We start from the raw sequence: 22,338 nt of genomic DNA, 5'->3' as shown, positions 1-22,338 counted from the left end.
TGATAGTGCGGTTCCCCGTGCGAAAGTAGGTCATCGTCAGGCTCCTCCTGCAACTCCCCCCTCGCCTTCGGCTTGGGGGGTGTTTTTTTGGGGGGTACCAGCTTCATCGCCAATTCGCAGCGGTAGCCAAACTCCTACTGATTTACAGCAGTTGGCAAATTCAATCGTCAGCCCTGCGCCAGTAGCCGCGCGCGCAAGCCCTGGGCGGCCAAGGTGGCGAGCAACTCCTGCACATGCGCGCTGTCGCGCGTTTGCAGCACGAGTTCGATGTCCACGTACTGCCCTGCGAGCGGCGTGAAGGCGCGCTGGTGGTGAATTTCCTGCACATTGGCGCCGGCCTCGGCCACCAGCGCGGTGATGCGCGCGAGCGAGCCGGGCACGTCGCGCGTGCTCACAACGAGGCGCACGAGGCGGCCTGAGCGCACCATGCCGCGCCCGATGATGGCCGCGAGCAGCAGCGGGTCGATATTGCCGCCCGAGAGCACCAGCCCCACCTTGCGCCCGGCAAAGCGCGCACGCTGGCGTAGCAGCGCGCCCAGGGCCGCGGCGCCCGCGCCTTCAGCCAGGGTTTTCTCGATCTCGAGCAGCATGACGATGGCCTGCTCCACGTCGCCCTCATCGACGAGCAGTACCTCGTCCACATGCGCGCGGATGGCTGGAAGGCAGTGTGCGCCGGGGCCGCTCACGGCGATGCCCTCGGCGATGGTGCTGTCGCCCTGCGGCAGAGCGCTACCCGTGAGGGCGTTGAACACGCCCGGAAAGCGCATGGTCTGCACGCCCAGCACCTGCACGTCGGGGCGCAGTGCCTTGGCCGCTGTGGCCACGCCGCCGATGAGCCCGCCGCCGCCCACAGGCACGACCAGCGTGTCGATGGTGGGCTGCTGGGCGAGCATTTCGAGCGCCAGCGTGCCCTGGCCGGCCATGATGGCCTCGTCGTCGTAGGGGTGCACGAACACCAGCTGCTGCTCGGCCGCGAGTGACTGCGCGTGCGCACGGGCGGCGTCCAGCGTGTCACCGTGCAGCACGACTTCGGCGCCGAAACTGCGAGTGCGCGCCACCTTCACGCCCGGCGTGAAGCGCGGCATGACGATCACCGCCCGAATGCCCAGTCGCTGCGCATGAAATGCCACGCCCTGCGCGTGGTTGCCCGCGCTCATCGCGATGACGCCGCGCGCACGCTCCTCGGGCGTGAGCTGGGCGAGCTTGTTGCAGGCACCGCGCTCCTTGAACGAGGCGGTGAACTGCAGATTTTCGAACTTCAGGAACACCTGCGCGCCGCACACCTCGCTGAGCGTGCGTGATTCGACGCAAGGCGTCTCGAGCACCTGCCCACGCAGGCGTGCGGCGGCTTGTTGGATGTCGTGCAGGGTGAGCATGGGGCGTATTGTGGGCTGATCTGATATGCGCGCCGATATGCTTCAGCGCGCTGCTGCCGGCAGGCCGAACAGGTGGTCGAACGCCCAGGTAAAGACGAAGGTATAGGCCAAAAAAAACAGCAGCAGCCCGAAGTCCATCACAAGCGCCTGCCACAGGCGCACGTCAAACCACCAGGCGAGCAGCGGCACCAGCACGAGCGACAGGCCAGCCTCGAAGCCGATGGCGTGCGCCACGCGCCGCGCCAGGCTGCGCCCGCGCACGCGCTGGCGGCGCTCCCAGCGCTCGAACAGCGTGTTGAAGAACAGGTTCCACACGATGGCGATCACCGAGCACACGACCGAGATCACGCCCGAATGCACCGCGCCCTGCCCCGTGGCCCACATGAAGCCCAGCGCCGAGACGGCGATCGCGATGGACTCGTACGTGGCGACGAAGATCACGCGCCGCCAAGGCCCTTGCAAAGAGCACAGCAACGGCGCCATAGGTGAATTTGGCATAGGGCAAGACTGTAATCCTTGCCGGCGCACGCCATGCGCGCGGTGGCGACGAGCGCCATGATTAGATGGTTTTCGCTCTTTTTTACAGAGCTGTTCGCGCTGGTTTGACAAACACTAAATAGCTAAAACATTATCCATTTTTTGCTACGTAAACGATAGCTATTGACGTGCCCGCGCCGCCACAGCGGGCCACTGCGCCGCGAGCTGCTCGCGCGCGCTGCGCCAGCCGATGTCGATGATCTCCTCGATGCGGTCGAACTCCATGAAGCGCACCGCGCCCAGCGGCGGCTGGATCAGGATGTCGGGCGGGTCTTGCTGCAGGCTGGCTTCGGTGATGCGCGCCTGCATGATGTAGAGCGAACCCAGCAGCACCTCGAAGATGCTGGGCAGCGGCTCCTGCGGCGTGCGGCGCAGCCAGGAACTGATTTGCGCGAACATGGGGCTCTCTTTGGCGCGCAGGCTGTCGAGCAGGCGCGTGAGGATGGGCGTGAGCGCAGTGCCGCTGGTTTTGCCGTGGCCGCCATTGCCCTCGCCGTTCCCGCCTGCCATGCCAGCACTGGCCGCGCCATTGCCGTTGACGCCGCTCCCATTCGTGCCATTCCCATTGACGCCCCGACCCTTTGCTGCCACACGGTTGCGCCGGCCGCTTACGATGTCGTGGTTCAGGTCCACCGCGATCACTACCTCAGCGCCCAATGCACGCGCCACGCTCACGGGCACCGGGTTGACCAGGCCGCCGTCGACGAGCAGGCGGCCGTTGCTGCGCACCGGCGTGACGATGCCGGGCACAGCAATGCTCGCGCGCACAGCCTCAGTCAGCTCGCCGCTGCGCGCCACCACTTCGGCGCCGGTTTCCCAGTCGGTGGCCACAGCGGCAAAGGGCAGCGCCAGGTCTTCGATCAGCGCGCCCGGCACGTGGGCGCGCACGAACTCGGCCACGCGCTGGCCGTCGATCAGCCCTGAGCGCGGAAACACCGGATCGAGCAGCGCGACGATGCCCGCCCAGTCGAGGTTGCGCAGCCGCTCGGCCATGCGCTCGATCTTGCCCGACGCATAGACCGCGCCGACCACCGCGCCCATGCTCGTGCCCGCTACGCAGTCCACGGCGATGCCGGCCTCTTGCAGCGCGCGCAACACGCCGATGTGCGCAAGCCCGCGCGCCGAGCCGCTGCCCAGCGCCACGCCGACGCGCGGCGGGGTGGCGTGGAAGGTGCTGGCGGGTTCTGGTGGAGGCATGGGCTTGTTTCTTGGTGTGGGCGGCGAGGCCGTAGTGTGACGCACACCTTGCATATTTTGCGTGAGGCGTCTCGGATGGATGCGCGGCAGGCAATGCGCCTCGGCTTCGCCCAACACCCACCCTCGGGCAAGGCGAACCATGGCTGCCAGTCATGGCGGCCGCCTTGCTTTATCCGCCGTGGCCTGACGACCCATGTCCCCATTGATGCTGCGCTCCTTGCAGGCCGCGCGCCTGCGTTTTCGTCGCGCGAATTCCGTGCGGCGCTGGGCATGTTCGCCACGGGCGTGACCATCGTCACGGCGCGCGGGGCCGGGGGTGAGATGGTCGGACTGACGGCGAGCTCGTTCCACTCGACGTGGCTGGCGCCGCTCGTGTACCTCGGCGGGCGCTTTTACACCGAGCACCCGCTTTGATGCTCTTGTAAAAAGAGCTGCTTGCGCAAGCTGGATGGGCTCAATACCCGTTTTTTATTGAAAAATGTGCGCGCTTCAGCGCCCGGCTTCGGGCAGCTCGATCTTCACTTCGAGCACTTCGAGGTTGTCCTGGCGTTCGAGGTGCACCTTGATGTCGTTCGGGTCAATGGCCACGTATTTGGAAATCACGGCCATCAGTTCGCGTTGCAGTGCGGGCAGATAGTCGGGCTGGCCGTCGTTGCGGCCGCTGCGCTCGTGCGCGAGGATGATTTGCAGGCGCTCTTTGGCCACGGTGGCCGTCTTCTTTTTCTCGCCGAGCAGAAAGGACAGAAAAGAGGCCATGGCTCAGCGGCCCCCGAACAGGCGCTTGAAAAAGCCGGGCTTTTCGGCTTCTACGAAGCGCAGCGGTTTTTCCTCGCCCAGAAAGCGCGCGACCACGTCTTTGTACGCCTCGGCCACGTCCGTGCCTTGCAGGTGGATCGCCGGAATGCCCTGGTTGGACGCCTGCAGCACGGCTTCGGATTCGGGGATCACGCCGATCAACTTGATGCGCAGAATGTCCTGGATGTCTTCGAGCGAGAGCATCTGCCCGTCCTGCACGCGGCTGGGGTTGTAGCGCGTGATGAGCAGGTGCTCCTTGACGGGCTCGGCGCCTTCGATGGCGCGCCGGGTCTTGCTGCCCAGCATGCCCAGAATGCGGTCGGAGTCGCGCACCGAGGAAACTTCGGGGTTGGTCACGAGCAGCGCCTCGTCGGCGAAGTGCATGGCCATGAGCGCGCCGGTCTCTATGCCCGCGGGCGAGTCGCAGACGATGTATTCAAAGCCCATATCGGCCAGGTCTTTGAGCACCTTTTCGACGCCTTCGAGCGTGAGCGCGTCCTTGTCGCGCGTCTGGCTCGCGGCGAGGATGAACAGGTTGTCGCACTGCTTGTCCTTGATCAGCGCCTGGTTCAGGTTGGCCTCGCCGTGGATCACATTGATCAGGTCATAGACCACACGGCGCTCGCAGCCCATGATGAGGTCGAGGTTGCGCAGACCGACGTCGAAGTCGATCACTGCGGTCTTGTGGCCGCGCAGCGCGAGGCCGGAGGCAAAGCTGGCACTGGTGGTGGTTTTGCCCACGCCACCTTTGCCGGAGGTCACGACGACGATTTTGGCCATGTGTTGCAAAGTCCCTGAGGGATGAGGATGTGAATGGGTGTCAGAGCCGTGAATGGTAATCAAAGTGGCTCGACGAGCAGCTTTTCGCCTTCGAGGCGCACCTGCGCGGGCTTGCCCAGCACTTGCGCGGGCAGGGCCGTTTCGGTGGTGCGGTAGATGCCGGCAATCGAGACGAGCTGCGGCTCCATGCAGGTGCTGAAGATGCGCGCCTCAGTGTTGCCGCGCGCGCCCGCGATGGCGCGCCCGCGCAGCGGCGCATAGACGTGTACGTTGCCGTCGGCGATCACCTCGGCGCCGAAGCTCACCACCGCCAGCACCACGAGGTCGGCGCCGCGTGCATAGACCTGCTGGCCCGAGCGCAGCGGCTTATCAATCACCACGGCGGCCGCGCCGGGCCCGGGCACTTCGCGCACCACCTCACGTACCACTTCGCGCACGACCTCGACCGCGCGCGCGGGGGGCTGCGGCGCTGCACTGGCGCCGCGCTCACGCGCGGCAGGCGCATCGGGGGCGGCCACCAAACCTGCAGCGTGGGCGGCGGCCATTTGTGCACTACTGCCGCCGCGCACCGCCACGGGTTGCGTGCGGTATTGGCGCAGCAGGGCGCCAAGCGCGCTAAAGTCGATGGGTGCGTCGCTCTCGCGCAGCGCAGTCAGGTCGATCAGCACCGGGTCGTTGTCGAAAAACCCCGGGTCGGCGGCCAGGCGCGCAGCGAGCTCGCTCGCCACCTGCGCCAGATCGGCCGTTTTGAGCAGCACCGCCACCACAGGCAGCGACGCGCTTTTGAGTTCAAAACTGGTGCGGTCTGCACCCGCAGTGTCCAAGGCCATGGGAGGTATGAAAAAGGCAAAAGCACGAGGGCACGTGCGATGGCGCCGAGTGTAATGGGCGCAGCACGCACCCCACGGCCGCGCGCTGCACGAAGGCATAGAAAAGTGCGCGCAAAATTTACAAACCGCTCACATCTTCACGGCTTGCATTTGACGAATTGCCGCCACCATCTCGAAACCAGTCTGTATACATTGATGAGGAGAGAGAACGATGAGCACACCATTTCCGTCTTCGAACCCGCCTGCGGGCACCTCGCAGCCAGCAGCCGCGCCTGCGCCTGCGGCACTCAAATGGCTCTGGGGCGCGGTGGGCGCACTCACATTGGCCGTCCTTGCGCTGGGCGGCACTTTGATCGCGCAGCAGCACAAGGCCGCCTCCGAAATGCAGGCTCGCGAAGCCGTGGCCGAGCGCACACCGGAGTCCGAGGTCATCGAAGAAAAAGCACCGCAAAGCACCGCGCAGCAAGCGCAATCCGCTCCTTCAGAAGGAGCATCTGCGGCAACGGATGCGTCCGCGCCAGCCGCGACGAGCAAAGAAGCGACACCCGCAGCGCGCACCCATGTCGCCAAGGCCGTCCGCCCCGCACACAAGGCGGCGCCGCAGACGGCAGCGGAGTCCGCGGCGCCTCCCACACCCGTAGCGCCCATCGTCGCCGCCGGGCCCGCGCCGCAGCCCGTGCCGGTGGCGCCTGTGTGCGCGGTGTGCGGTCGCGTCGAGGCGGTGCGCCCCATCCAGAAATCTGCGCCGGCCACGGGCTTGGGTGCCGTGGCTGGTGGCGTGCTCGGTGCAGTGCTGGGCAACCAGATCGGGGGCGGCTCGGGACGGGCCGTGGCGACGGTCGCTGGTGCCGTGGGCGGCGGCTATCTGGGTAACACCATCGAAAAGAAAACCCGCACCGAAACGACGTACGACATCGTCGTGCGCATGGATGATGGCTCGGTGCGCCACTTTCATCGCGCGCAAGCCGTTGCCGTGGGATCACCCGTGGTGGTAGAGGGTGGCAGTTTTCGGCTTGCCGATGGCGCGCCGGCCCAGTGAATTTCGACCATTTCGGCGCGGCGCGCTTGGCAGGTGGGGCGGCGCGTGGCGTTGCTGTGGCGTTGCAGTCGGTTGCTTATAATCAAAAGCCGACTTTACCCACCATTGCACTCGAGAATGCCATGAGCGATATCCAAGCCGAAGAAGCCCATACCGGACCGATCAAAAATCCCAAACAGTTGTTGATCACCGGGATTCTTGCCTTCGTGGTGCCGGTATTCATCATCATCGGCCTGGTCATGTACGTCAGCTCGGGCAACAAGCCTGCCGCCGGGGCCGACAATCTCGAAAAGGCCGTAGCCGCACGCATTCAGAAAGTGGGACAGGTGGAAATCCGCGATGCCAATCGTCCCTTGGCAAGCGGAGAAGAGGTTTACAAAGCCGTGTGTGCAGGTTGCCACGCCGCAGGTTTGGCGGGGGCGCCCAAGTTTGGCGATGCCGCAGCGTGGGGGCCACGCATCCAGCCCGGTTTCGAGGCGCTCGTGCAGTCTGCCATCAAGGGCAAAAACGCCATGCCACCGCGCGGTGGCAGCGATTACAGCGATGTGGAAATTGCGCGCGCCGTCGCGTATATGGCCAATGCTGCAGGCGCCAAGTTCACCGAGCCGGCTGCGCCGGCCGCTGCGGCTTCCGATGCCGCATCCGCAGCGCCAGAGGCGGCAGCGAGCGCTAACTGAACCCAGATTGCCCATTAGGCGGCGCTGCGCGCCTACGCGGGCGCTGGCGGACGGCTGCCGGCCATTTTGGCCGCGGCTTCGTCGTCCATGGCACTGGCCATGCACTCCTCACCCGCGACCAAACTGGCTCGCCAGCCGCCTCGCCATCATCCCGCGTCCTAATGGGCAATCTGGGTTGAAATCGGCCGCATTGCGCGGCCATGCTTCACTTTTTTCTCATCGCCCTTGCCGGCTGCTGCGTGCAGCACAAGGCAAGGGCGAATGTTTTTGGGCTAAGGCGTTGTGCAAGCCTGCGTTTGCCCCAGGTGGCGCGCCAGCGGGCTGAGCACGTAGCCATAGCGCGCGGGCAGCTCGGCCTGGCGCAGCTCTTGGGGCGTCCACAGGCCCAGTTCCACGGCCTGCGCCGCTTGCAGAATGTCCAGGCTGTGCACGATGCCAAAGCTTGGGGGCCTGCCGGACTTTGGAAGCGCGGGCTGCGAATGTGGCGCAGCGGCCCATTTTTCGCTATCGGCGCTCAAAGTCTGACCGGTTTCCAGGTCGCACGCCAGGTACAGGCGCCCCGACTCGTCCAGCACGCATTCGCGCACGGTGGCGCTGCGGCCCGTGTGCGCGACCACGCTGAAGTCGTCCTCCACGCGCCACACCAGCGGCGCGGATTCGAGCTCGACGAACACACGCTGTGGACCGTTCTGAAAGAACCACTGGCCGGCCTCGTCGGGCTCGTAGTTGCGGTGGATGAAAGCGATCAGCTTCTCGTGCGTGATCAGGGCGCCGCGGCTTTGCGGAAACGGCCCCGCAGCCTGCGTGGCCTCGTCGCGCAGGTACCAGCGGCCGCGCGCGTCCAAGCCGAGCCAGCCATAGCAGGCAGGCACTTGGGGCCACTTGGCCATGGCTTGTTTCACGATGTCGTCCATGCGGGCATTGTGCCGCATGGACGATGGCCTGCGGAAGTGCGCGCGTAGGGCAGAATGTGTGCCGTCTTTTTGGAGGGTCTGTCGTCTATGAAACGCCTATTTCTTTTTCTTTTCCTCGCGACGGCGCTGCTGCTCACGGGCTGTGGCTACAACGATTTCCAACGCCTTGACGAGCAATCCAAGGCCGCCTGGAGCGAGGTGCTGAACCAGTACCAGCGCCGCGCCGACCTCGTGCCCAACATCGTCGCCACTGTCAAAGGTGAGGCGAATTTCGAGCAGGAGACGCTCACGCGCGTGATCGAGGCGCGCGCCAAGGCCACGTCGATCCAGGTGACGCCCGAGACACTCAACGACCCCGAGGCCTTCGCCAAGTTCCAGCAGGCGCAAAACGAGCTCTCGGGCGCGCTCTCGCGTCTGATGGCGGTGTCGGAGCGCTACCCCACGCTGCAGGCGAACCAGGCTTTCCGCGACCTGCGCGTGACGCTCGAAGGCACGGAAAACCGCATCGCCGTGGCGCGCAACCGCTACATCCAGACCGTGCAGGAATACAACGTGCTCGTGCGCAGTTTTCCGACCAACTTGACCGCCATGCTGTTTGGCTACAAGCCCAAACCCGTATTCAGCGTGGCCAATGAGGCGCAGATCGCCATACCACCCAAGGTGGACTTTTCCGCCTCGAAACCTTGAAGATTCATAGCGTTTTATGCCTTTCGGCAAGGTTTTACGAGCGCTGCTAGTGCAGTGTTTGATGCTTGATGCGACAAATAAAACCGATGGATTTTTGGTCTGGGCAAGGCGCAAACCGCAGCGATACCGGGTGGTATCGCGAGGATTTGCAACGCGGCCCAGGCCAAAAAGACGCGGTTTTATGTCGCAGATAGCGTCGAACACTGCACTAGCTACTTTTATTGTAGTTTTTGGCGTGCTCGCTGCGCACGCGCAAGTGCAGAACTTGCGCCCCGTGCCTGCGCTCACGGCGCACGTGATCGACCAGACGGGCACGCTGAGCGCGGCCGAGCAGCAGGCGCTCGAGCAGCAGCTCGCGGCGCTCGAAAAAGCGCATGGTGCGCAGGTCGTGGTGCTGCTCGTGCCGACCACGGCGCCCGAAGACATCGCGAGCTTTGCCAACCGCGTCGGCAACACCTGGAAAATAGGTCGCCGCGGCGTGGGTGACGGCGTGCTCATCGTCGTGGCCAAGGACGACCGGCGTATGCGCATCGAGGTCGCCAAGGCGCTCGAAGGCGCCATCCCCGACATCGCGGCCGCGCGCATCATCGACGCGGTCATGAAGCCGCGTTTTCGCGCGGGCGACTACGCGGGGGGCCTGCAGGCAGCGGTGCAGGAGATCGCGGCGCGCATCGCGGGCGAGCCTTTGCCCGCGCCCACGCCAGAAAATGCGCAAGACGGCGCGGAGCTGGACTTGGGCTCGCTGCTCGTGCTGTTGTTCGTGCTGGTCAGTGTGGGTGGCAGTGTCTTGCGCGCGCTTTTTGGCACCACGGTCGGCGCGCTGCTGACAGGCGCCGCCGCGGGTGTCCTCACGTTCTGGCTCTCGACCAGTCTGCTGCTCGCCGCGGTGATGGCCGTGCTGGGCTTTTTCTTTGCGCTTGCGCTGGCTGCGCGTGGCGGCGTGGTGCTCGGGCCACCGGGTGGCTGGGGCGGCGGTTGGGGCGGTGGCCTGGGTGGCGGCGGCTTTCGCTCTGGCGGCGGGGGCGACTTCGGCGGCGGCGGCGCTTCGGGGGATTGGTGAACATGCAAGCATTTTTCCGCGCCTGCAAGGCATGGCCCCGGCTGCTGCGCCATCGTTGGTATGACGGGCAAGTGCGGCGCATCTTCCCGGAACATCTGTTGCAAGACCTGGCCGCGCGCGTGCAAGCGAGCGAGCGTCAGCACACCGGACAGATCCGCATCGCGATCGAAGGCGGCCTGCCCTGGAGCTACCTGCGCCGCGCCGCATCGCCGCGCGAGCGCGCCGTGATGCTGTTTGGCAAGCTGCGCGTGTGGGACACCGAGCACAACAACGGCGTGCTGATCTACTTGCTGCTCGCAGACCATGCGATCGAGATCGTGGCCGACCGCGGGCTCGCGCGGCATGTGCCAGCACAGCAATGGCAAGGCCTCGTCGCGCGCATGGCCGAGACCTTCCGCGCCGGCCAGTACGCGCAAGGCTTGGCGCTGGCCATAGACGAAGTGAACGCGCTGCTGGTGCGGCACTTCCCCGCGCAGGGCGGCGAGGCGCGCCGCAACGAATTGCCCGACAGCCCCGTGATCATTTGACGACAGCGCCGCAAATGCTCCTGATGAAGGAGCTGCTGGCGCTTGTCGCATCTTCTCTAATCGGCAAAAAGGCTTTGAGAGCCGTCAAGCCGCAGCCGGATAGAACATGCGGCGCGCGGGCGCCTGGGTCACGGAATGCGCGATCGCCCGGATATGCTCGGGCGTGGTGCCGCAGCAGCCGCCCACGATGTTCACCAGGCCCTCGGCGGCAAACTCGTGCAGCAGGCGGCTCGTGACCTCGGGCGTTTCGTCGAAGCCGGTGTCGCTCATGGGGTTGGGCAGGCCGGCGTTGGGGTAGCAGCTGATGAAGGTGTCGGGCGCGGCGCGCGCCAGCTCCTGGATGTAGGGGCGCATGAGCGCCGCGCCGAGCGCGCAGTTAAGCCCTACGGCGAGCGGGCGCGCGTGGCGCACGCTGTACCAGAACGCGGTGACGGTCTGGCCGCTCAAAAGCCGTCCTGAAGCGTCGGTCACCGTGCCGCTCACGATGATGGGCAGGCATTCGCCACTCGCCTCGAAAAACTCGTCGATCGCAAACAGCGCGGCCTTGGCGTTGAGGGTGTCGAAAATCGTCTCGACCAATAGCAGATCGGCACCGCCCTCGACCAGCGCCTGCACCTGCGCGTAGTAGGCCGCGCGCAGCTGCTCGAAGTCCACATTGCGCGCCGCCGGGTCGTTCACGTCGGGGCTGATGCTCGCCGTCTTGGGCGTGGGGCCGAGCGCGCCCGCGACGAAGCGTGGGTGCTCGGGCGTGCTGAACTGGTCGCAGGCGGCGCGCGCAATCTGCGCCGAGCGCAGGTTCATTTCGTACGCGAGCTGCGCCATGCCGTAGTCTTCTTGTGCGATCGAGGTCGCGCCGAAGGTGTTGGTCTCGACGATGTCCGCGCCCGCCGCGAGGTAGCGCGCGTGGATGTCGCGGATCACGTCGGGCCGGGTCAGGCTGAGCAGCTCGTTGTTGCCCTTGACCTCGCGCGGAAAATCCAGAAAGCGCGTGCCTGCGCCGTCAGGGCCATCGTAGCCCGCGCCGCGGTACTGCTGCTCGCTCAGGCGCAAACGCTGGATCATGGTGCCCATGGCGCCGTCGAGGATGGCGATGCGTTGGGCAAGGATGTCGGGAAGCTGCTGGGCGCGGGTGTAGTGAGGTTGAGGCATGTGCAGATTGTAGAAAGTGTGTGAAGCTAGTACGCCAGCGCGGTTGTGGCAGCCGAACGTCGCAGCGCGCAATGGGAAAAACAGCACCCCGGGCCACCGACTGTCTCGCAGGCGTCACGTTGCTGGTACAAACCCTGATTTTTGTCAAGGTCGATTCCCTGCAACATGCTCCTCAAGAGATTCGCTCTGCACCCAACATACCGTCCATGATGAAGCTGCATTGGTCCCAACAAACCATCGTCTTGCTGATTTTTTGCGTTCTTTTTGCAGGCTTCTCGCTGTTCCTCGAGGGTTTTTTCCAGCTGCAGAACCTGCTCACGTTGCTGCAGAACGTGGCCATTCTGGGTATCTTGGGTTTGGGCATGGCGCTCGTGGTGATCGGCCGCGGCATCGACATTTCATTGATCGCCGCGTTGGCCGTGCCGGCCGGGCTGGTGCTGCAAATGGTGCAAAACGGGCACGAAGTTCTGACGGCCTGCGCTGCCGGCGCGGCGGTGGCCTTGCTGTTCGGGTTGATCAACGGCTGGCTCATCGCCTACGCCGAAGTGCCCTCCTTGTTCACCACTTTGGCCTCGGGGCTCTTTCTCGCCGGTTTGGGCCAGGTGGCCTTTTTCCAGCTCGACGTGGTGCAATGGCCCGAGCGCCTCAATGCCATAGGCTGGCTCGGGCGCGGCGCCGTCTTGGGCCTGCCCAAGCCCATCGTGATGTTCGCGTTGGTCGCATTGGCGATGACCTTCTTTCTGCGCAAGCTGCGATTGGGCCTGTTCGTCTATGCGCTGGGCGACAACCCTTTTGCGGCGCGCGCCAGCGGCTTGTCCACGCGGCCCTTGATGGTGCTGCAGTATGTTTTGGCGGCATTGATCGGACTGTTCGCCGGACTCGTGATGGCCGCCTCGATCGACACCATGCCCACGCGCATTTTCAATTCCACCATGATCTACGACGTGATCCTGGTCGTGGTGCTGGGCGGCATTGGCCTGTCGGGTGGGCGCGGCGGCGTCAGCAACGTGCTCATCGGCACCTTATTGATCGGCACTTTGCTCAACGCCATGACGATCATGAACCTTTCGTATTCGGTGCAAAACATCATCAAGGGTGTGATCCTGCTCATCGCCGTGGTGATCGATTCGATCCTGAACCCGCGCAACGAGGAAACCGCGCAGCAAGGGGACATCTGAGTTTTTATTTACCGTAAACCCACGGCGTCAGGGATTGGCGCTTTGACAACACCAGGAGACTTCGCATGCGTATTTTTCGAACCCTCGTTCATGGCCTGGCATTGGCCGCAGGCTTGGCCGTTGGCACGGGCGCCTTGGCGCAAGGCAAGGGGCTGGACGAGCCTTTTCGCGCTGCCTACAAAAAGGCCCTGGCAGGCAAAACCGTGGCCTTTTTGCCGCTGGGCATGGGGTTCGACTTGGCGCAGGGCTGGTACAACGGGCTCAAGCGCGAGCTCGAGCCCGCCGGCATGAAGGTGGTGGCGCGCGACCCGAACTGGAACACCAACGCCGGTGCGCAGGCCTTTACCGCGCTGATCGCTGAAAAGCCCGCCTTCATCGTCGTACACAACCCCGATGTGCAAACCTACGCGCGCCTGATCGCACGCGCCGAGAAAGAGGGCATCTACGTCATCCAGATCAACATGCGTTCAGCCCAGCCTTCGGCGGTGTTCGTGGGCGCGGATTGGGTCGATGTGGGTGAGATGAACGCGCGCGCCGTGGTCGCCGCCTGCAAGGGCAAGTCCAACAAGATCGCGATCGTGCAGGGGGCGCCCACTGCCGCGACGAGCGCCTACACGCTCAAGGGCGTGGAAAACGTGCTCGCGCAGAACCCGCAGATCAAGGTCGTCTCGAACCAGGCCGCCGACTGGGACGCCGCCAAGGCCAAGGCGCTGACGCAAACGGTCTTGAAGCAGCACCCCGACCTGTGCGGCGTCATCGGCTTTTGGGACGGCATGGACATAGGCACCGCCGCCGCCATCAAGGAGGCCGGCCTCACGGGCAAGGTGTTTCTGGCCACCTCCGGTGGTGGAGAGCAAAAGGGCGCGTGTGACCAGGTCATGTCCGGGGCTTACGACTTGAACGTGAGCTACGACGTGCCCACGCAAGCGAGCAACATGGCGGCCATGATCAAGTGGCTCGCGCAAGGCGACGTCAAACCAGGGATGGCACACCAGAACATCTACACCACCCTGATTCCGATCACCAAGGCCAACGCCGGTCAGCAGGGCGTTTGCTGGAAATTGCCTTCCTGATCGGTTCTCGCCAAGCCAGGGGCGCCATGGGTGGCCCGAGCCGCCTACCGTCGCGCCCCTGGCGATTCTTCGCTCTTTGCTCTCGGGCACCCTTTGCCCGCCTCTGCCATGCAAGAAACGCTGACCCGTTTGCGCTACCGCTACTGGCCTGACCACTGGCTGGGTGAAATCCTCTCCAAGCGCTGGACGGAGACGGCCATTCCGTTTCTGCTGCTGGTGCTCGTCGTGGTGCTTTCGGCGCGGACGATCGACAACTTCTGGAGCCTCTCGGCCATCGCCGACACCTTGCGCCAGGCAGGGGAGATCGGCTTCGTCGTGCTCGGTCTGGCGCTGGTGATGATCGTCGGAGGCATCGATCTTTCCGTGGGCTCGGTTTTCGCACTGACGAATTTCGTCGCGCTCATGGCGATGCACGTGCTCCACTGGCCCCTGCCGCTCGCCATCGCCGCCACTTTGCTCACGGGGGCCTTGCTGGGTGCCGTGAATGGTGTGCTGATCGGCTATTTGCGCCTGCGCGCCTTCCTCACGACCCTGATCACGCTCATCATCTACCGCTCGATCTATGAAATCGTGAGCCTCGACTACTCCACGGCGATCGCCGGCAGCATGCCGGACTCGCAAGCGTGGGACTTCATGGCCAGCGGTGTCTGGCTGGGCCTGCCCGCCGTGGCCTGGGTTTATGCGCTTGTCGCGGTGCTCGGCCACGTCTTTCTCACGCGTTTGCGCATGGGCTGGCATGTACTGGCCATCGGGGGCTCGCGTCGCTCGGCTTTCAATAGCGGCATTCCGGTGCGCCGCACGGTCGCGCTGTGCTATGTGGCGAGCGGCGTGCTGACGGCCCTGGGTGCCTTGTTTTTTGCAGCACGCCTGGCTACGGCGGGCGCGGACATCGGCATCGGGCTCGAAATCACGGTGCTCACGGCGGCCGTGCTCGGCGGCATCAGCTTGGGCGGCGGACGCGGCTCGGTGGCCAAAGCCGTTTTGGGCACGCTGGTGGTTTTGCTGGTCGTCAACGGGCTCACGAACCTGTCGGTTTCGGGCGGCGCCAACCGCATGGTGCTCGCGGGGATTTTGCTTGCCGCCGCGCTGATCGACATCCGCTGGATCAAAAACCGCCACCGCATCGTCAGCTCGGTGTATGTGAGCCCGACGTACCTGGCCTTGCCGCCCGCGCCCGATTGCAGCCCCGGCAGCGGCTCCGTCTATGAGGTCAACGACAAGCTCAAGGACGTGGAGCTGATCGGCCTGGGGCGCATCGAATCGCCCGAGGACGTGATCCTCGATCGTCACGACAACCTCTACGCGGGCTCGCGCCACGGCGACATCATCCGTTTCCTGGCGCCCGACTACCAGCAGATGGAGGTCTATGCGCACATCGGCGGGCAGCCGCTGGGTATGGCGTTCGACCGCGACGACAACCTGTACGTCTGCATCGGCGGCATGGGGCTTTACCGCGTCACGCCCGAGCGCAAGATCGAAAAGGCCACCGACGAAACCCAGCGCAGCTGGCGCTCGATCAACGACGACAGCCGCCTGAGACTTGCGGACGACCTCGACATCGCACCTGATGGGCGCATTTTCTTCAGCGAGGCCACCGTGCGCTATGAAATGCACGAATGGGCCGTCGATGGGCTGGAGGCGCGCGGCAACGGTCGCATCATCTGCTACGACCCGCGCGACCAGAGCACCCGCACGGTGCTCGCCAACCTGAAGTTCCCCAACGGCATTGCCATGGCCAGCGATGGGCAGTCGATCCTGTTTGCCGAAACCTGGGGCTGCTGCATCAAGCGCTACTGGTTCGACGGCCCGAAAAAGGGCCGCGTGGAGACCGTGATCGACAACCTGCCCGGTTACCCCGACAACCTCAACCTCGCCTCCGACGGCAATTACTGGCTGGCCTTGGTCGGCATGCGCGGCCCCGCCTACGACATGGCCATGCGCATGCCTGGTTTTCGCAAACGCATGGCCAAGCGTCTGCCCTTCGACGAATGGCTGTTCCCCAACATCAACATCGGCTGCGTGATGAAGATCACCGAATCGGGCCAGGTGCTCGAAACCTTCTGGGACCTGGGCGGCGTGAACCACCCGATGATCACCTCGATGCGCGAGCACCGCGGCTACCTCTACCTCGGCGGGATCTCGAACAACCGCATCGGGCGCTACAAGCTGGCCGACGCCGATCCCGACTTCGTGCAGTACGACCGCCGCTGGGGGAAATCCGCATGAAAAACCCGCTTTCTGCCTGGCTTGATCGTCTGCTGGGGCGCGGCGAGGCCGCCACCACCGTCCCCATCATGGACGGCGCCTTGCGCCCGAACCGCCTGCTCGACGAGGCGCATGTCTTGGCGCGCTTGCCCGGTATCGAAGATATAGCTTGCAGCGCTGACCAGCTCTGGGTTTGCGCGGTTTCTGATGTGTACAGGCTGGCGGGCGACGGGCTGCAAAAGGTGCACAGCCTCCCCGCTCCCGTGACCGCCTTGGCAGCGGCGCCCGACGGCACGCTGGCCGTGGCGCTGCAAGGGCGGAAGGTGCTGCTGCTCGGTGGCGCGCACGATGGCGCCGAGATCGACCAGGTGGCCGGGCAGCCCCTGCGCAGCGTCAATGCGCTGGCGTTCGGAGCGCAGACTTTGTGGATCACCGAAGGCTCGCGCCAGCGCGATTACGCCCAGTGGAGCCACGACCTGATGGAATTGGGCCGCAGCGGGCGCGTGTGTGCGTGGCACTGGGCCGAGGGCCGCAGCAAGGAGGTCGCCAAAGACCTCGCCTTCGCGTTTGGCGCGGCGGAAGGCGCAGACGGCGCGCTGCTCGTGAGCGAGAGCTGGCGGCACCGCGTGCTCGCCTTGCGCGACGGGCAAGCGCAGCCGTGGCTGCACGACATGCCGGCCTACCCTTCGCGCATGGCACGCGCCGCCGGCGGGGGGTTTTGGCTCACCTGCTTTGCCGCGCGCACGCAGCTCGTGGAGTTCGTGCTGCGCGAGCCCACGTATCGCAAACGCATGATGGCCGAAATCGACCCGGCGTACTGGATCGCACCGGCGCTGTCTTCGGGCCACAGCTACCTGGAGCCGCTGCAGGGGGCCGGCGTCAAGCAGATGGGCATCGTCAAGCCCTGGGCGCCGCCGCGCTCCTACGGCTTGGTGATCCGCGTGAGTGCGCAGGGGCGCATCGAAAGCTCTTTGCACAGCCGCGTGGACGGCCACCACCACGGCATCACCGCGGTCGCCGAATTCGATGGGGCTTTGTACGTGGCTTCCAAGGGCAGCGGGCAATTGCTCAGGCTGCCCCTCGCATCCATTCAAGGGAGTGCAGCATGAACGCGCCAAGCACTGCGACACCGGAAGTCGTGCTGGAACTGCGCCAGGCGACGAAAAAATACGCCGGGGTGCCGGCGATCGAGGACGTGGACTTCAACCTGCGGCGCGGCGAGGTGCACGCCCTGCTCGGCGAGAACGGCGCGGGCAAGTCCACGCTGTCCAAGGTGCTCGCCGGTGTGGTCACGCTCAGCTCGGGGCACATGCTGCTCGAAGGGCGCGAAGTGAGCTTCAAAACGCCGCTCGAAGCCCACCACCACGGCATCGCCATGGTGTTCCAGGAGACCAGCCTGGTGCCCAGCATGACCGTGGCGCAAAATTTGTTTCTGGGGCAAGAGGCGTTTTTCAACCGCCTGCGCGGCATCTACATTGCAGCGCAGCAATTCCTGCAGTCGCTCAATTTCGACGTCAACCCCACGGCGCTGGTCGGCATGCTCGGCGCAGCGCAAAAGCAGATGGTGGAGATCGCCCGCGCCGTGCTCAACAATGCACGGATCATCATCTTCGACGAGCCCACGGCGACGCTGACGCCGGAAGAAAAGCGCTACTTCTTCGATCTGGTCGTCCAGCTCAAGAAACGCGGCGTTTCCATTATCTTCATCTCGCATGCGCTCGAAGAAGCGCTGCTGCTGGCCGACCGCATCACCATCTTGCGCGACGGCAAGCTCGTCGTCACCGACGACAAGGACCAATTCGACCGTGCGCGCATCATTCAGGCGATGGTTGGGCGCGACATGTCCCAAACCATGTACGGCGTGCACAAGACGCGCGTGCGTCCGCAGGGCGAATGCCTGCTGTCGGTGCAGAACCTGCGCATGGCCTCCATGGTGAAAAACAACTCCCTGTCGGTGTTCGCGGGGCAGGTGACGGGCGTATTCGGGCTCGTCGGAGCCGGCCGCACGGAAACCTTCAAGGTCGTCGCGGGCCTGATCAAGCGCGACTTTTTCTATGGCGGCGAGGTGCGTCTGCGCGGCCGCCCCGTGCGCTACCGCGTACCGGCGCCCGCCGTGCGCGACGGCATCGCCTACATCACCGAAGACCGAAAATCCGAGGGCTTTTTCGACCACATGTCGATCCCGCGCAACATCTACCTCGGCGTGCTCGCCAAGAAAAAAGGCCGCCAGCCCATGGTCTCCGCCAGCGAGGAGCGCAGCCTCGGGGAATACTGGACGAAGATGCTGAGCATCCGCGCCATCGATAAAAGCGTGCAAGTCGTGGAGCTCTCGGGCGGCAACCAGCAAAAGGTGGTGATCGCCAAATCGCTCGCGCAAGAGCCCGACGTCATCATCTTCGACGAGCCTACGCGCGGCGTCGATGTCGGCGCCATCGCGGAAATCCATGCCGAGATCAATCGGCTTGCAGACGCAGGCAAGGCGGTGGTGGTGATCTCGTCGTATCTGCCGGAGATTCTGTCTTTGTCCGACCGCATCCTGGTCGCGAAAAAAGGCAAGGTCGTGGAAGAATTCTCAGCCCTCGAAGCGACGGAAGAAAAGATCATGTACGCGGCGATTCACTGATCTTCGAAGCCTTTGCCACCGAACCGGCGGCGCTCCTCGGCCCGCACGGCAAGAATCGCTACAGAACCAGCCTTGCCATGACAGGGGTGAATGAACGGGCGCACGCTACACTTTTCCCTGATCCCGCGCCAAAGCGCATCTCAGGAAGCAACATGCCACCGACCGAAACCCCCGACACTCCGATCGCCGACGTTGCCGCGCCCATGCAGTGGAGCGACGCTTATCTGCTCGGCTACGGCCCCATGGACGCGCTGCACGAGGAGTTCGTGACCCTCGTGCACCAATTGCAGACCGCGCCCGACGCCGATCTGCCGGGATTGCTCGATGCCTTTGCCGAGCACGCGCAGAGGCATTTCAGCGAAGAGGAAGCCTGGATGGAAGAAACCAACTTCCCGGCGCGCGGCTGCCATGCCGACGAACATGCGGCGGTGATGAAGTCGGTGCAGGAAGTGCGCGAAGTGCTCGCGCAAGGCCGCAGCGACGTGTGCCGCTCGCTCGCGCAAGCGCTCGCCGACTGGTTTCCGGGCCACGCCGACTACCTCGACTCGGCCCTGTCGCACTGGATGTGCAAGCGACGCCTGGGCGGCAAGCCCGTGGTGATCCGGCGCAATCTACAAAAATCGTAGCTGCCAGCGCTTGTTCCACCTTGGTTTTCTGGCCTTTTTGCTTAATTTTCAGCAGTATCCAGGCGACGCGCCAAAAGCGCTCAGGCCGCGCGCAGCGCCGCTTCGAGGATGTCCAAGCCTTCGGCAAACAGCGCGTCGGGGATGGTGAGCGGGAACAGAAAGCGCAGCACGTTCGCCTCGGTGCCGCAGCTGAGCAGAATCAGCCCGCGCGCCAGCGCCTCGGCCTGCACGCGGCGCGTGAATTCGGCGTCGGCGGCGCCGCTTGCGGGATCGCGCAGTTCCACGGCCACCATGGCGCCCAAGCCGCGCACCTCGGCGATCTGCGGCACCTGCGCGCGCAGCGCTTCGAGCCGCGCCTGCAGCTGCGCGCCGAGCCGCGCGCCGCGCTCGGGGAGCTTTTCTTCGTGCATGACCTCGATCACAGCGTGCGCCGCCGCCACCGCAAGCGGGTTGCCCGCATAGGTGCCGCCGAGGCCGCCCGGCGCCGGGGCGTCCATGATTTCGGCGCGGCCCGTGACGGCCGAAAGCGGCAGCCCCGCGGCGAGCGACTTGGCACTGGTCATGAGGTCGGGCAGCACGCCGGTCTGCGCGTGGTAGTGCTCCATCGCAAACAGCTTGCCGGTGCGCCCGAAGCCGCTTTGCACCTCGTCGGCAATGAGCACGATGCCGTGCATGTCGCACAGCGTGCGCAGCCATTGCACGGCGGCGGCGTCGATGACGTTGAAGCCGCCTTCGCCCTGCACGGGCTCGAAGATGATCGCGGCGACGCGCGTGGGCTCGATGTCGGCCTTGAACAGGCGCTCGATCGCTTTTTTCGCCTCGGCCAGACCGCCGCCCTGGCGCGGAAAGGGCGCATGGTAGATCTCGGGCGGGAACGGGCCGAAGCCCACCTTGTAGGGCTGCACCTTGCCGGTGAGCGCCACGGCAAACAAGCTGCGGCCGTGGAAGGCGCCGTCGAACGCGATCACGCCCGAGCGGCCCGTGTAGGCGCGCGCGATCTTGATCGCGTTCTCCACGGCCTCGGCGCCCGTGGAAAACAGCGCGGTTTTCTTCGCGAAGCTGCCCGGCGTGAGTTCGTTGAGTTTTTCCGCGAGCGCCACGTAGCTCTCGTAGGGCACGACCTGGTAGCAGGTGTGCGTGAAGCGCTGCAGCTGCGCGGTGAGCGCGGCCACGACTTTGGGGTGGCGGTGGCCGACGTTGAGCACCGCGATGCCGCCGGCAAAATCGATGAAGCGGCGCCCCTCGACGTCCCAGAGTTCGGCGCCTTCGGCACGCGCGGCAAAAAACTGTGCCATCACGCCGACGCCGCGCGGCGTGGCCGAGGCCTTGCGGGCCAGCAGTTGTTCATTGCGGGAGTGGTTCATGGGGAATTCCTCTCTTGAAGAAAACAGAATGTCGGAAGCGGCGGTGCAAAGTAGGTGCGCCACCATCTGTCGACCGCAAAAGCACGCTCAGCGCGGCGCGATGCGCATCCAGGTGGTTTTGAGCTCGGTGTATTTGTCGAAGGCGTGCAGCGATTTGTCGCGCCCGTTGCCCGACTGCTTGACGCCGCCGAAGGGCACAGTGATGTCGTCCTCGTCGTACTGGTTGACGTGCACCGTGCCGGCCTTGAGCGCGCGCGACACGCGCACGGCGCGGTCGAGGTTGCGCGTCCACACGCCGGCGTGCAGGCCGTAGGTGGAATCGTTGGCGATGGCAATGGCTTCTTCTTCGGTGCGAAAGCGGAGCACCGCGAGCACCGGGCCGAAGATTTCTTCCTGCGCGATTTTCATGCGGTTGTGCACCTTGTCGAACACCGTGGGCGCGACGAACTGCCCGCCCGTGTGCTCGAGCACGCGCGTGCCGCCCGCGAGGCACTGCGCGCCTTCGGCCAGGCCCGACGCGATGTAACCCAGCACGGTCTGCGTCTGCGTGGCGTCGACGAGCGCGCCAAGCTGGGTCTGCGGATCGAGCGGATCGCCGGGTGCGTACTGCGGCACCTGGGCCAGCAGCTTTTCGAGGAAGGCGTCGGCAATGTCCTCCTGCAGCAGCAGGCGCGAGGGCGCGTTACAGCTTTCGCCCTGGTTGTAGAACATGCTGCCCGCGGCCGTGGCGGCGGCGCGGTCGAGGTCGTCGAAATCGGCAAACACGATGTTCGCCGACTTACCGCCGAGCTCGTTGTAGATGCGCTTGAGGTTGCTGCGCCCGGCGTATTCGAGCATGCGTCGCCCGGTGCGCGTGGAGCCCGTGAAGCCGATCACGTCCACGTCCATGTGCAGCGCGAGCGCCTCGCCGGCTTCGTGGCCGTAGCCCGGCACCACGTTGAGCACGCCCGGCGGCAGCCCGGCCTCGAGTGCCAGTTCGGCCATGCGCAAGGCCGTCAGGGGCGACTTTTCGCTCGGTTTGAGCACCACCGAGTTGCCCGCGGCGAGCGCGGGCCCGAGCTTCCACGCGGCCATGAGCATGGGGTAGTTCCAGGGCACGATGGCGCCGACCACGCCTGCAGGCTCGCGCGTGACCAGCGCCAGCGCGCTGTCGGCCGTGGGCGCGATTTCGTCATAGACCTTGTCCACGGCCTCGCCGTACCACTGGATGCAGCGCGCTGCGCCGGGCACGTCGGCCGAGAGGCTGTTCGTGATCGGCTTGCCCATGTCCAGGGTTTCGAGCAGGGCGAGTTCCTCGCGCGCCGCGAGCATGGCCGCGGCGAAGTCCTGCAGCACCTTCTTGCGCGCGGCCGGGGATTTGCCCGCCCAGCGCCGATCGACGAAGGCCGCGCGCGCAGACGCGACGGCCCGGGCGATGTCCGCCGCCTGGCCGCGCGCCACGCGCGTGAGCACGCGGCCGTCGAGCGGCGAGATGCAGTCGAAGCACTGGCCGTCGGCCGCGTCTTCACGCCGGCCGTCGATCCACATGCGGCCATCGATGCCGCGCGCGAGCAACTCGGCCGCACGCGCGTGCCAGAAATCACGCGAATAATGGGCATTCATAGGACATCTCCGGGTAAATGGACTTGGACTCGCGCAAACAAGGATGCCGCAAAGTGTTTTGCCATCGGGCGCGCGCCTTGCCTTACCCCGATTTGCGCA

21 protein-coding genes and 1 pseudogene are annotated in these 22,338 nt (G+C 65.3%); 12 read left to right on the top strand and 10 right to left on the bottom strand.

What is annotated here, in order from left to right; genetic code table 11:
- Window positions 1–167: 167 nt before the first annotated feature.
- From DFR45_RS13695 to DFR45_RS13685, 3 genes are all read right to left on the bottom strand, one after another.
- A complete protein-coding gene (locus DFR45_RS13695) occupies window positions 168–1,376 on the bottom strand; it encodes a threonine ammonia-lyase (RefSeq protein ID WP_114484306.1) in 1,209 nt (402 codons plus the stop codon).
- 42 nt (window positions 1,377–1,418) lie between these two features.
- Window positions 1,419–1,874 carry a PACE efflux transporter gene (locus DFR45_RS13690; protein WP_241659471.1) on the bottom strand — a complete coding sequence of 152 codons (456 nt, stop codon included), beginning with the start codon at window positions 1,872–1,874 and terminating at the stop codon, window positions 1,419–1,421.
- Between the two features lie 159 nt (window positions 1,875–2,033).
- A complete protein-coding gene (locus tag DFR45_RS13685) occupies window positions 2,034–3,110 on the bottom strand; it encodes a patatin-like phospholipase family protein (protein WP_114484304.1) in 1,077 nt (358 codons plus the stop codon).
- A 201-nt stretch (window positions 3,111–3,311) separates the two neighbouring features.
- On the opposite strand from DFR45_RS13685, the pseudogene DFR45_RS14830 reads away from it, so the two are divergent.
- A pseudogene (locus DFR45_RS14830) lies at window positions 3,312–3,491 on the top strand (flavin reductase); the annotation flags it as partial.
- A 108-nt stretch (window positions 3,492–3,599) separates the two neighbouring features.
- On the opposite strand, the gene minE reads toward DFR45_RS14830, so the two are convergent.
- Genes minE through minC form a run of 3 tightly spaced genes read right to left on the bottom strand, consistent with a single transcriptional unit; the run spans window position 3,600 to window position 5,515 of the window.
- Window positions 3,600–3,866: a cell division topological specificity factor MinE gene (gene minE / locus DFR45_RS13675; protein WP_114484303.1), complete on the bottom strand. Its 267-nt coding sequence runs from the start codon at window positions 3,864–3,866 to the stop codon at window positions 3,600–3,602.
- Window positions 3,867–3,869: 3 nt separating this feature from the next.
- Complete coding sequence (gene minD, locus DFR45_RS13670) at window positions 3,870–4,685, bottom strand: septum site-determining protein MinD (RefSeq protein ID WP_114484302.1); 816 nt, start codon at window positions 4,683–4,685, stop codon at window positions 3,870–3,872.
- A gap of 59 nt (window positions 4,686–4,744) precedes the next feature.
- On the bottom strand, window positions 4,745–5,515 hold the full coding sequence (gene minC / locus DFR45_RS13665) for a septum site-determining protein MinC (RefSeq protein ID WP_114484301.1): 771 nt from the start codon (window positions 5,513–5,515) through the stop codon (window positions 4,745–4,747).
- A 211-nt stretch (window positions 5,516–5,726) separates the two neighbouring features.
- Between minC and DFR45_RS14780 the strand changes: the two genes are divergently transcribed.
- Both DFR45_RS14780 and DFR45_RS13655 read left to right on the top strand, forming a co-directional pair.
- The gene (locus DFR45_RS14780; protein WP_114484300.1) at window positions 5,727–6,554 is read left to right on the top strand and encodes an outer membrane lipoprotein; all 828 of its coding nucleotides are present in this window, start codon (window positions 5,727–5,729) and stop codon (window positions 6,552–6,554) included.
- Window positions 6,551–7,231, top strand: coding sequence for a c-type cytochrome (locus DFR45_RS13655; protein ID WP_241659470.1), 681 nt, complete (start codon window positions 6,551–6,553; stop codon window positions 7,229–7,231). Before DFR45_RS14780 ends, DFR45_RS13655 begins: the two co-directional genes overlap by 4 nt.
- A 272-nt stretch (window positions 7,232–7,503) precedes the next feature.
- On the opposite strand, the gene DFR45_RS13650 is transcribed toward DFR45_RS13655, so the two are convergent.
- Window positions 7,504–8,145, bottom strand: coding sequence for a DUF2946 family protein (locus tag DFR45_RS13650; RefSeq protein ID WP_114484299.1), 642 nt, complete (start codon window positions 8,143–8,145; stop codon window positions 7,504–7,506).
- A gap of 87 nt (window positions 8,146–8,232) precedes the next feature.
- On the opposite strand from DFR45_RS13650, the gene DFR45_RS13645 reads away from it, so the two are divergent.
- The 3 genes from DFR45_RS13645 to DFR45_RS13635 all read left to right on the top strand — a co-directional run bounded on the left by DFR45_RS13645 (window position 8,233) and on the right by DFR45_RS13635 (window position 10,419).
- The gene (locus tag DFR45_RS13645) at window positions 8,233–8,832 is read left to right on the top strand and encodes a LemA family protein (RefSeq protein ID WP_114484298.1); all 600 of its coding nucleotides are present in this window, start codon (window positions 8,233–8,235) and stop codon (window positions 8,830–8,832) included.
- Window positions 8,833–9,013: 181 nt separating this feature from the next.
- Window positions 9,014–9,892: a TPM domain-containing protein gene (locus DFR45_RS13640; protein ID WP_114484297.1), complete on the top strand. Its 879-nt coding sequence runs from the start codon at window positions 9,014–9,016 to the stop codon at window positions 9,890–9,892.
- Window positions 9,893–9,894: 2 nt separating this feature from the next.
- Complete coding sequence (locus tag DFR45_RS13635) at window positions 9,895–10,419, top strand: TPM domain-containing protein (protein ID WP_114484296.1); 525 nt, start codon at window positions 9,895–9,897, stop codon at window positions 10,417–10,419.
- 84 nt (window positions 10,420–10,503) lie between these two features.
- On the opposite strand, the gene DFR45_RS13630 is transcribed toward DFR45_RS13635, so the two are convergent.
- Complete coding sequence (locus tag DFR45_RS13630; protein WP_114484295.1) at window positions 10,504–11,568, bottom strand: homocysteine S-methyltransferase family protein; 1,065 nt, start codon at window positions 11,566–11,568, stop codon at window positions 10,504–10,506.
- Window positions 11,569–11,774: 206 nt separating this feature from the next.
- Here DFR45_RS13630 and DFR45_RS13625 point away from each other — a divergent pair, with 206 nt between their 5' ends.
- The 6 genes from DFR45_RS13625 to DFR45_RS13600 all read left to right on the top strand — a co-directional run bounded on the left by DFR45_RS13625 (window position 11,775) and on the right by DFR45_RS13600 (window position 19,273).
- Window positions 11,775–12,746, top strand: coding sequence for an ABC transporter permease (locus DFR45_RS13625; protein ID WP_114484294.1), 972 nt, complete (start codon window positions 11,775–11,777; stop codon window positions 12,744–12,746).
- A 65-nt stretch (window positions 12,747–12,811) separates the two neighbouring features.
- A complete protein-coding gene (locus DFR45_RS13620) occupies window positions 12,812–13,819 on the top strand; it encodes a sugar ABC transporter substrate-binding protein (protein WP_114484293.1) in 1,008 nt (335 codons plus the stop codon).
- Window positions 13,820–13,927: 108 nt separating this feature from the next.
- Window positions 13,928–16,045 (top strand): ABC transporter permease, encoded by a 2,118-nt coding sequence (locus tag DFR45_RS13615; RefSeq protein WP_114484292.1) that lies wholly within the window; start codon window positions 13,928–13,930, stop codon window positions 16,043–16,045.
- Entirely contained in the window at window positions 16,042–17,133 is a 1,092-nt protein-coding gene (locus tag DFR45_RS13610) for an SMP-30/gluconolactonase/LRE family protein (protein ID WP_114484291.1), read from the top strand. The genes DFR45_RS13615 and DFR45_RS13610 overlap by 4 nt, the downstream gene beginning before the upstream one ends.
- Entirely contained in the window at window positions 17,130–18,647 is a 1,518-nt protein-coding gene (locus tag DFR45_RS13605) for a sugar ABC transporter ATP-binding protein (RefSeq protein ID WP_114484290.1), read from the top strand. The genes DFR45_RS13610 and DFR45_RS13605 overlap by 4 nt, the downstream gene beginning before the upstream one ends.
- 152 nt (window positions 18,648–18,799) lie before the next feature.
- Window positions 18,800–19,273, top strand: a complete 474-nt coding sequence (locus tag DFR45_RS13600; protein WP_241659469.1) for a bacteriohemerythrin — start codon at window positions 18,800–18,802, stop codon at window positions 19,271–19,273.
- Window positions 19,274–19,353: 80 nt separating this feature from the next.
- On the opposite strand, the gene gabT is transcribed toward DFR45_RS13600, so the two are convergent.
- Window positions 19,354–20,637 (bottom strand): 4-aminobutyrate--2-oxoglutarate transaminase, encoded by a 1,284-nt coding sequence (gene gabT, locus DFR45_RS13595; protein WP_114484289.1) that lies wholly within the window; start codon window positions 20,635–20,637, stop codon window positions 19,354–19,356.
- 87 nt (window positions 20,638–20,724) lie between these two features.
- Window positions 20,725–22,239 carry an aldehyde dehydrogenase gene (locus DFR45_RS13590; protein WP_114484288.1) on the bottom strand — a complete coding sequence of 505 codons (1,515 nt, stop codon included), beginning with the start codon at window positions 22,237–22,239 and terminating at the stop codon, window positions 20,725–20,727.
- Between the last annotated feature and the right edge of the window lie 99 nt (window positions 22,240–22,338).

The sequence above is a fragment of the Extensimonas vulgaris genome (assembly GCF_003337425.1).
GTDB classification, from domain to species: domain Bacteria; phylum Pseudomonadota; class Gammaproteobacteria; order Burkholderiales; family Burkholderiaceae_C; genus Extensimonas; species Extensimonas vulgaris.
The sequence above is the reverse complement of the archived record's forward strand: the minus strand, read 5'-3'. Positions and strand labels throughout refer to the sequence as shown.

Bases quoted from the DNA above. Each gene is read 5' to 3' on its own strand.
- DFR45_RS13600 (WP_241659469.1), top strand. From the start codon at position 18,800: ATGCCACCGACCGAAACCCCCGACACTCCGATCGCCGACGTTGCCGCG.
- DFR45_RS13630 (WP_114484295.1), bottom strand. From the start codon at position 11,568: ATGCCTCAACCTCACTACACCCGCGCCCAGCAGCTTCCCGACATCCTT.
- DFR45_RS13625 (WP_114484294.1), top strand. From the start codon at position 11,775: ATGATGAAGCTGCATTGGTCCCAACAAACCATCGTCTTGCTGATTTTT.
- gabT (WP_114484289.1), bottom strand. From the start codon at position 20,637: ATGAACCACTCCCGCAATGAACAACTGCTGGCCCGCAAGGCCTCGGCC.
- DFR45_RS13610 (WP_114484291.1), top strand. From the start codon at position 16,042: ATGAAAAACCCGCTTTCTGCCTGGCTTGATCGTCTGCTGGGGCGCGGC.
- DFR45_RS13695 (WP_114484306.1), bottom strand. From the start codon at position 1,376: ATGCTCACCCTGCACGACATCCAACAAGCCGCCGCACGCCTGCGTGGG.
- DFR45_RS13615 (WP_114484292.1), top strand. From the start codon at position 13,928: ATGCAAGAAACGCTGACCCGTTTGCGCTACCGCTACTGGCCTGACCAC.
- DFR45_RS13590 (WP_114484288.1), bottom strand. From the start codon at position 22,239: ATGAATGCCCATTATTCGCGTGATTTCTGGCACGCGCGTGCGGCCGAG.
- DFR45_RS13690 (WP_241659471.1), bottom strand. From the start codon at position 1,874: ATGCCAAATTCACCTATGGCGCCGTTGCTGTGCTCTTTGCAAGGGCCT.
- DFR45_RS13635 (WP_114484296.1), top strand. From the start codon at position 9,895: ATGCAAGCATTTTTCCGCGCCTGCAAGGCATGGCCCCGGCTGCTGCGC.
- DFR45_RS13650 (WP_114484299.1), bottom strand. From the start codon at position 8,145: ATGGACGACATCGTGAAACAAGCCATGGCCAAGTGGCCCCAAGTGCCT.
- DFR45_RS14780 (WP_114484300.1), top strand. From the start codon at position 5,727: ATGAGCACACCATTTCCGTCTTCGAACCCGCCTGCGGGCACCTCGCAG.
- DFR45_RS13685 (WP_114484304.1), bottom strand. From the start codon at position 3,110: ATGCCTCCACCAGAACCCGCCAGCACCTTCCACGCCACCCCGCCGCGC.
- minE (WP_114484303.1), bottom strand. From the start codon at position 3,866: ATGGCCTCTTTTCTGTCCTTTCTGCTCGGCGAGAAAAAGAAGACGGCC.
- minD (WP_114484302.1), bottom strand. From the start codon at position 4,685: ATGGCCAAAATCGTCGTCGTGACCTCCGGCAAAGGTGGCGTGGGCAAA.
- DFR45_RS13640 (WP_114484297.1), top strand. From the start codon at position 9,014: ATGTCGCAGATAGCGTCGAACACTGCACTAGCTACTTTTATTGTAGTT.
- minC (WP_114484301.1), bottom strand. From the start codon at position 5,515: ATGGCCTTGGACACTGCGGGTGCAGACCGCACCAGTTTTGAACTCAAA.
- DFR45_RS13620 (WP_114484293.1), top strand. From the start codon at position 12,812: ATGCGTATTTTTCGAACCCTCGTTCATGGCCTGGCATTGGCCGCAGGC.
- DFR45_RS13645 (WP_114484298.1), top strand. From the start codon at position 8,233: ATGAAACGCCTATTTCTTTTTCTTTTCCTCGCGACGGCGCTGCTGCTC.
- DFR45_RS13605 (WP_114484290.1), top strand. From the start codon at position 17,130: ATGAACGCGCCAAGCACTGCGACACCGGAAGTCGTGCTGGAACTGCGC.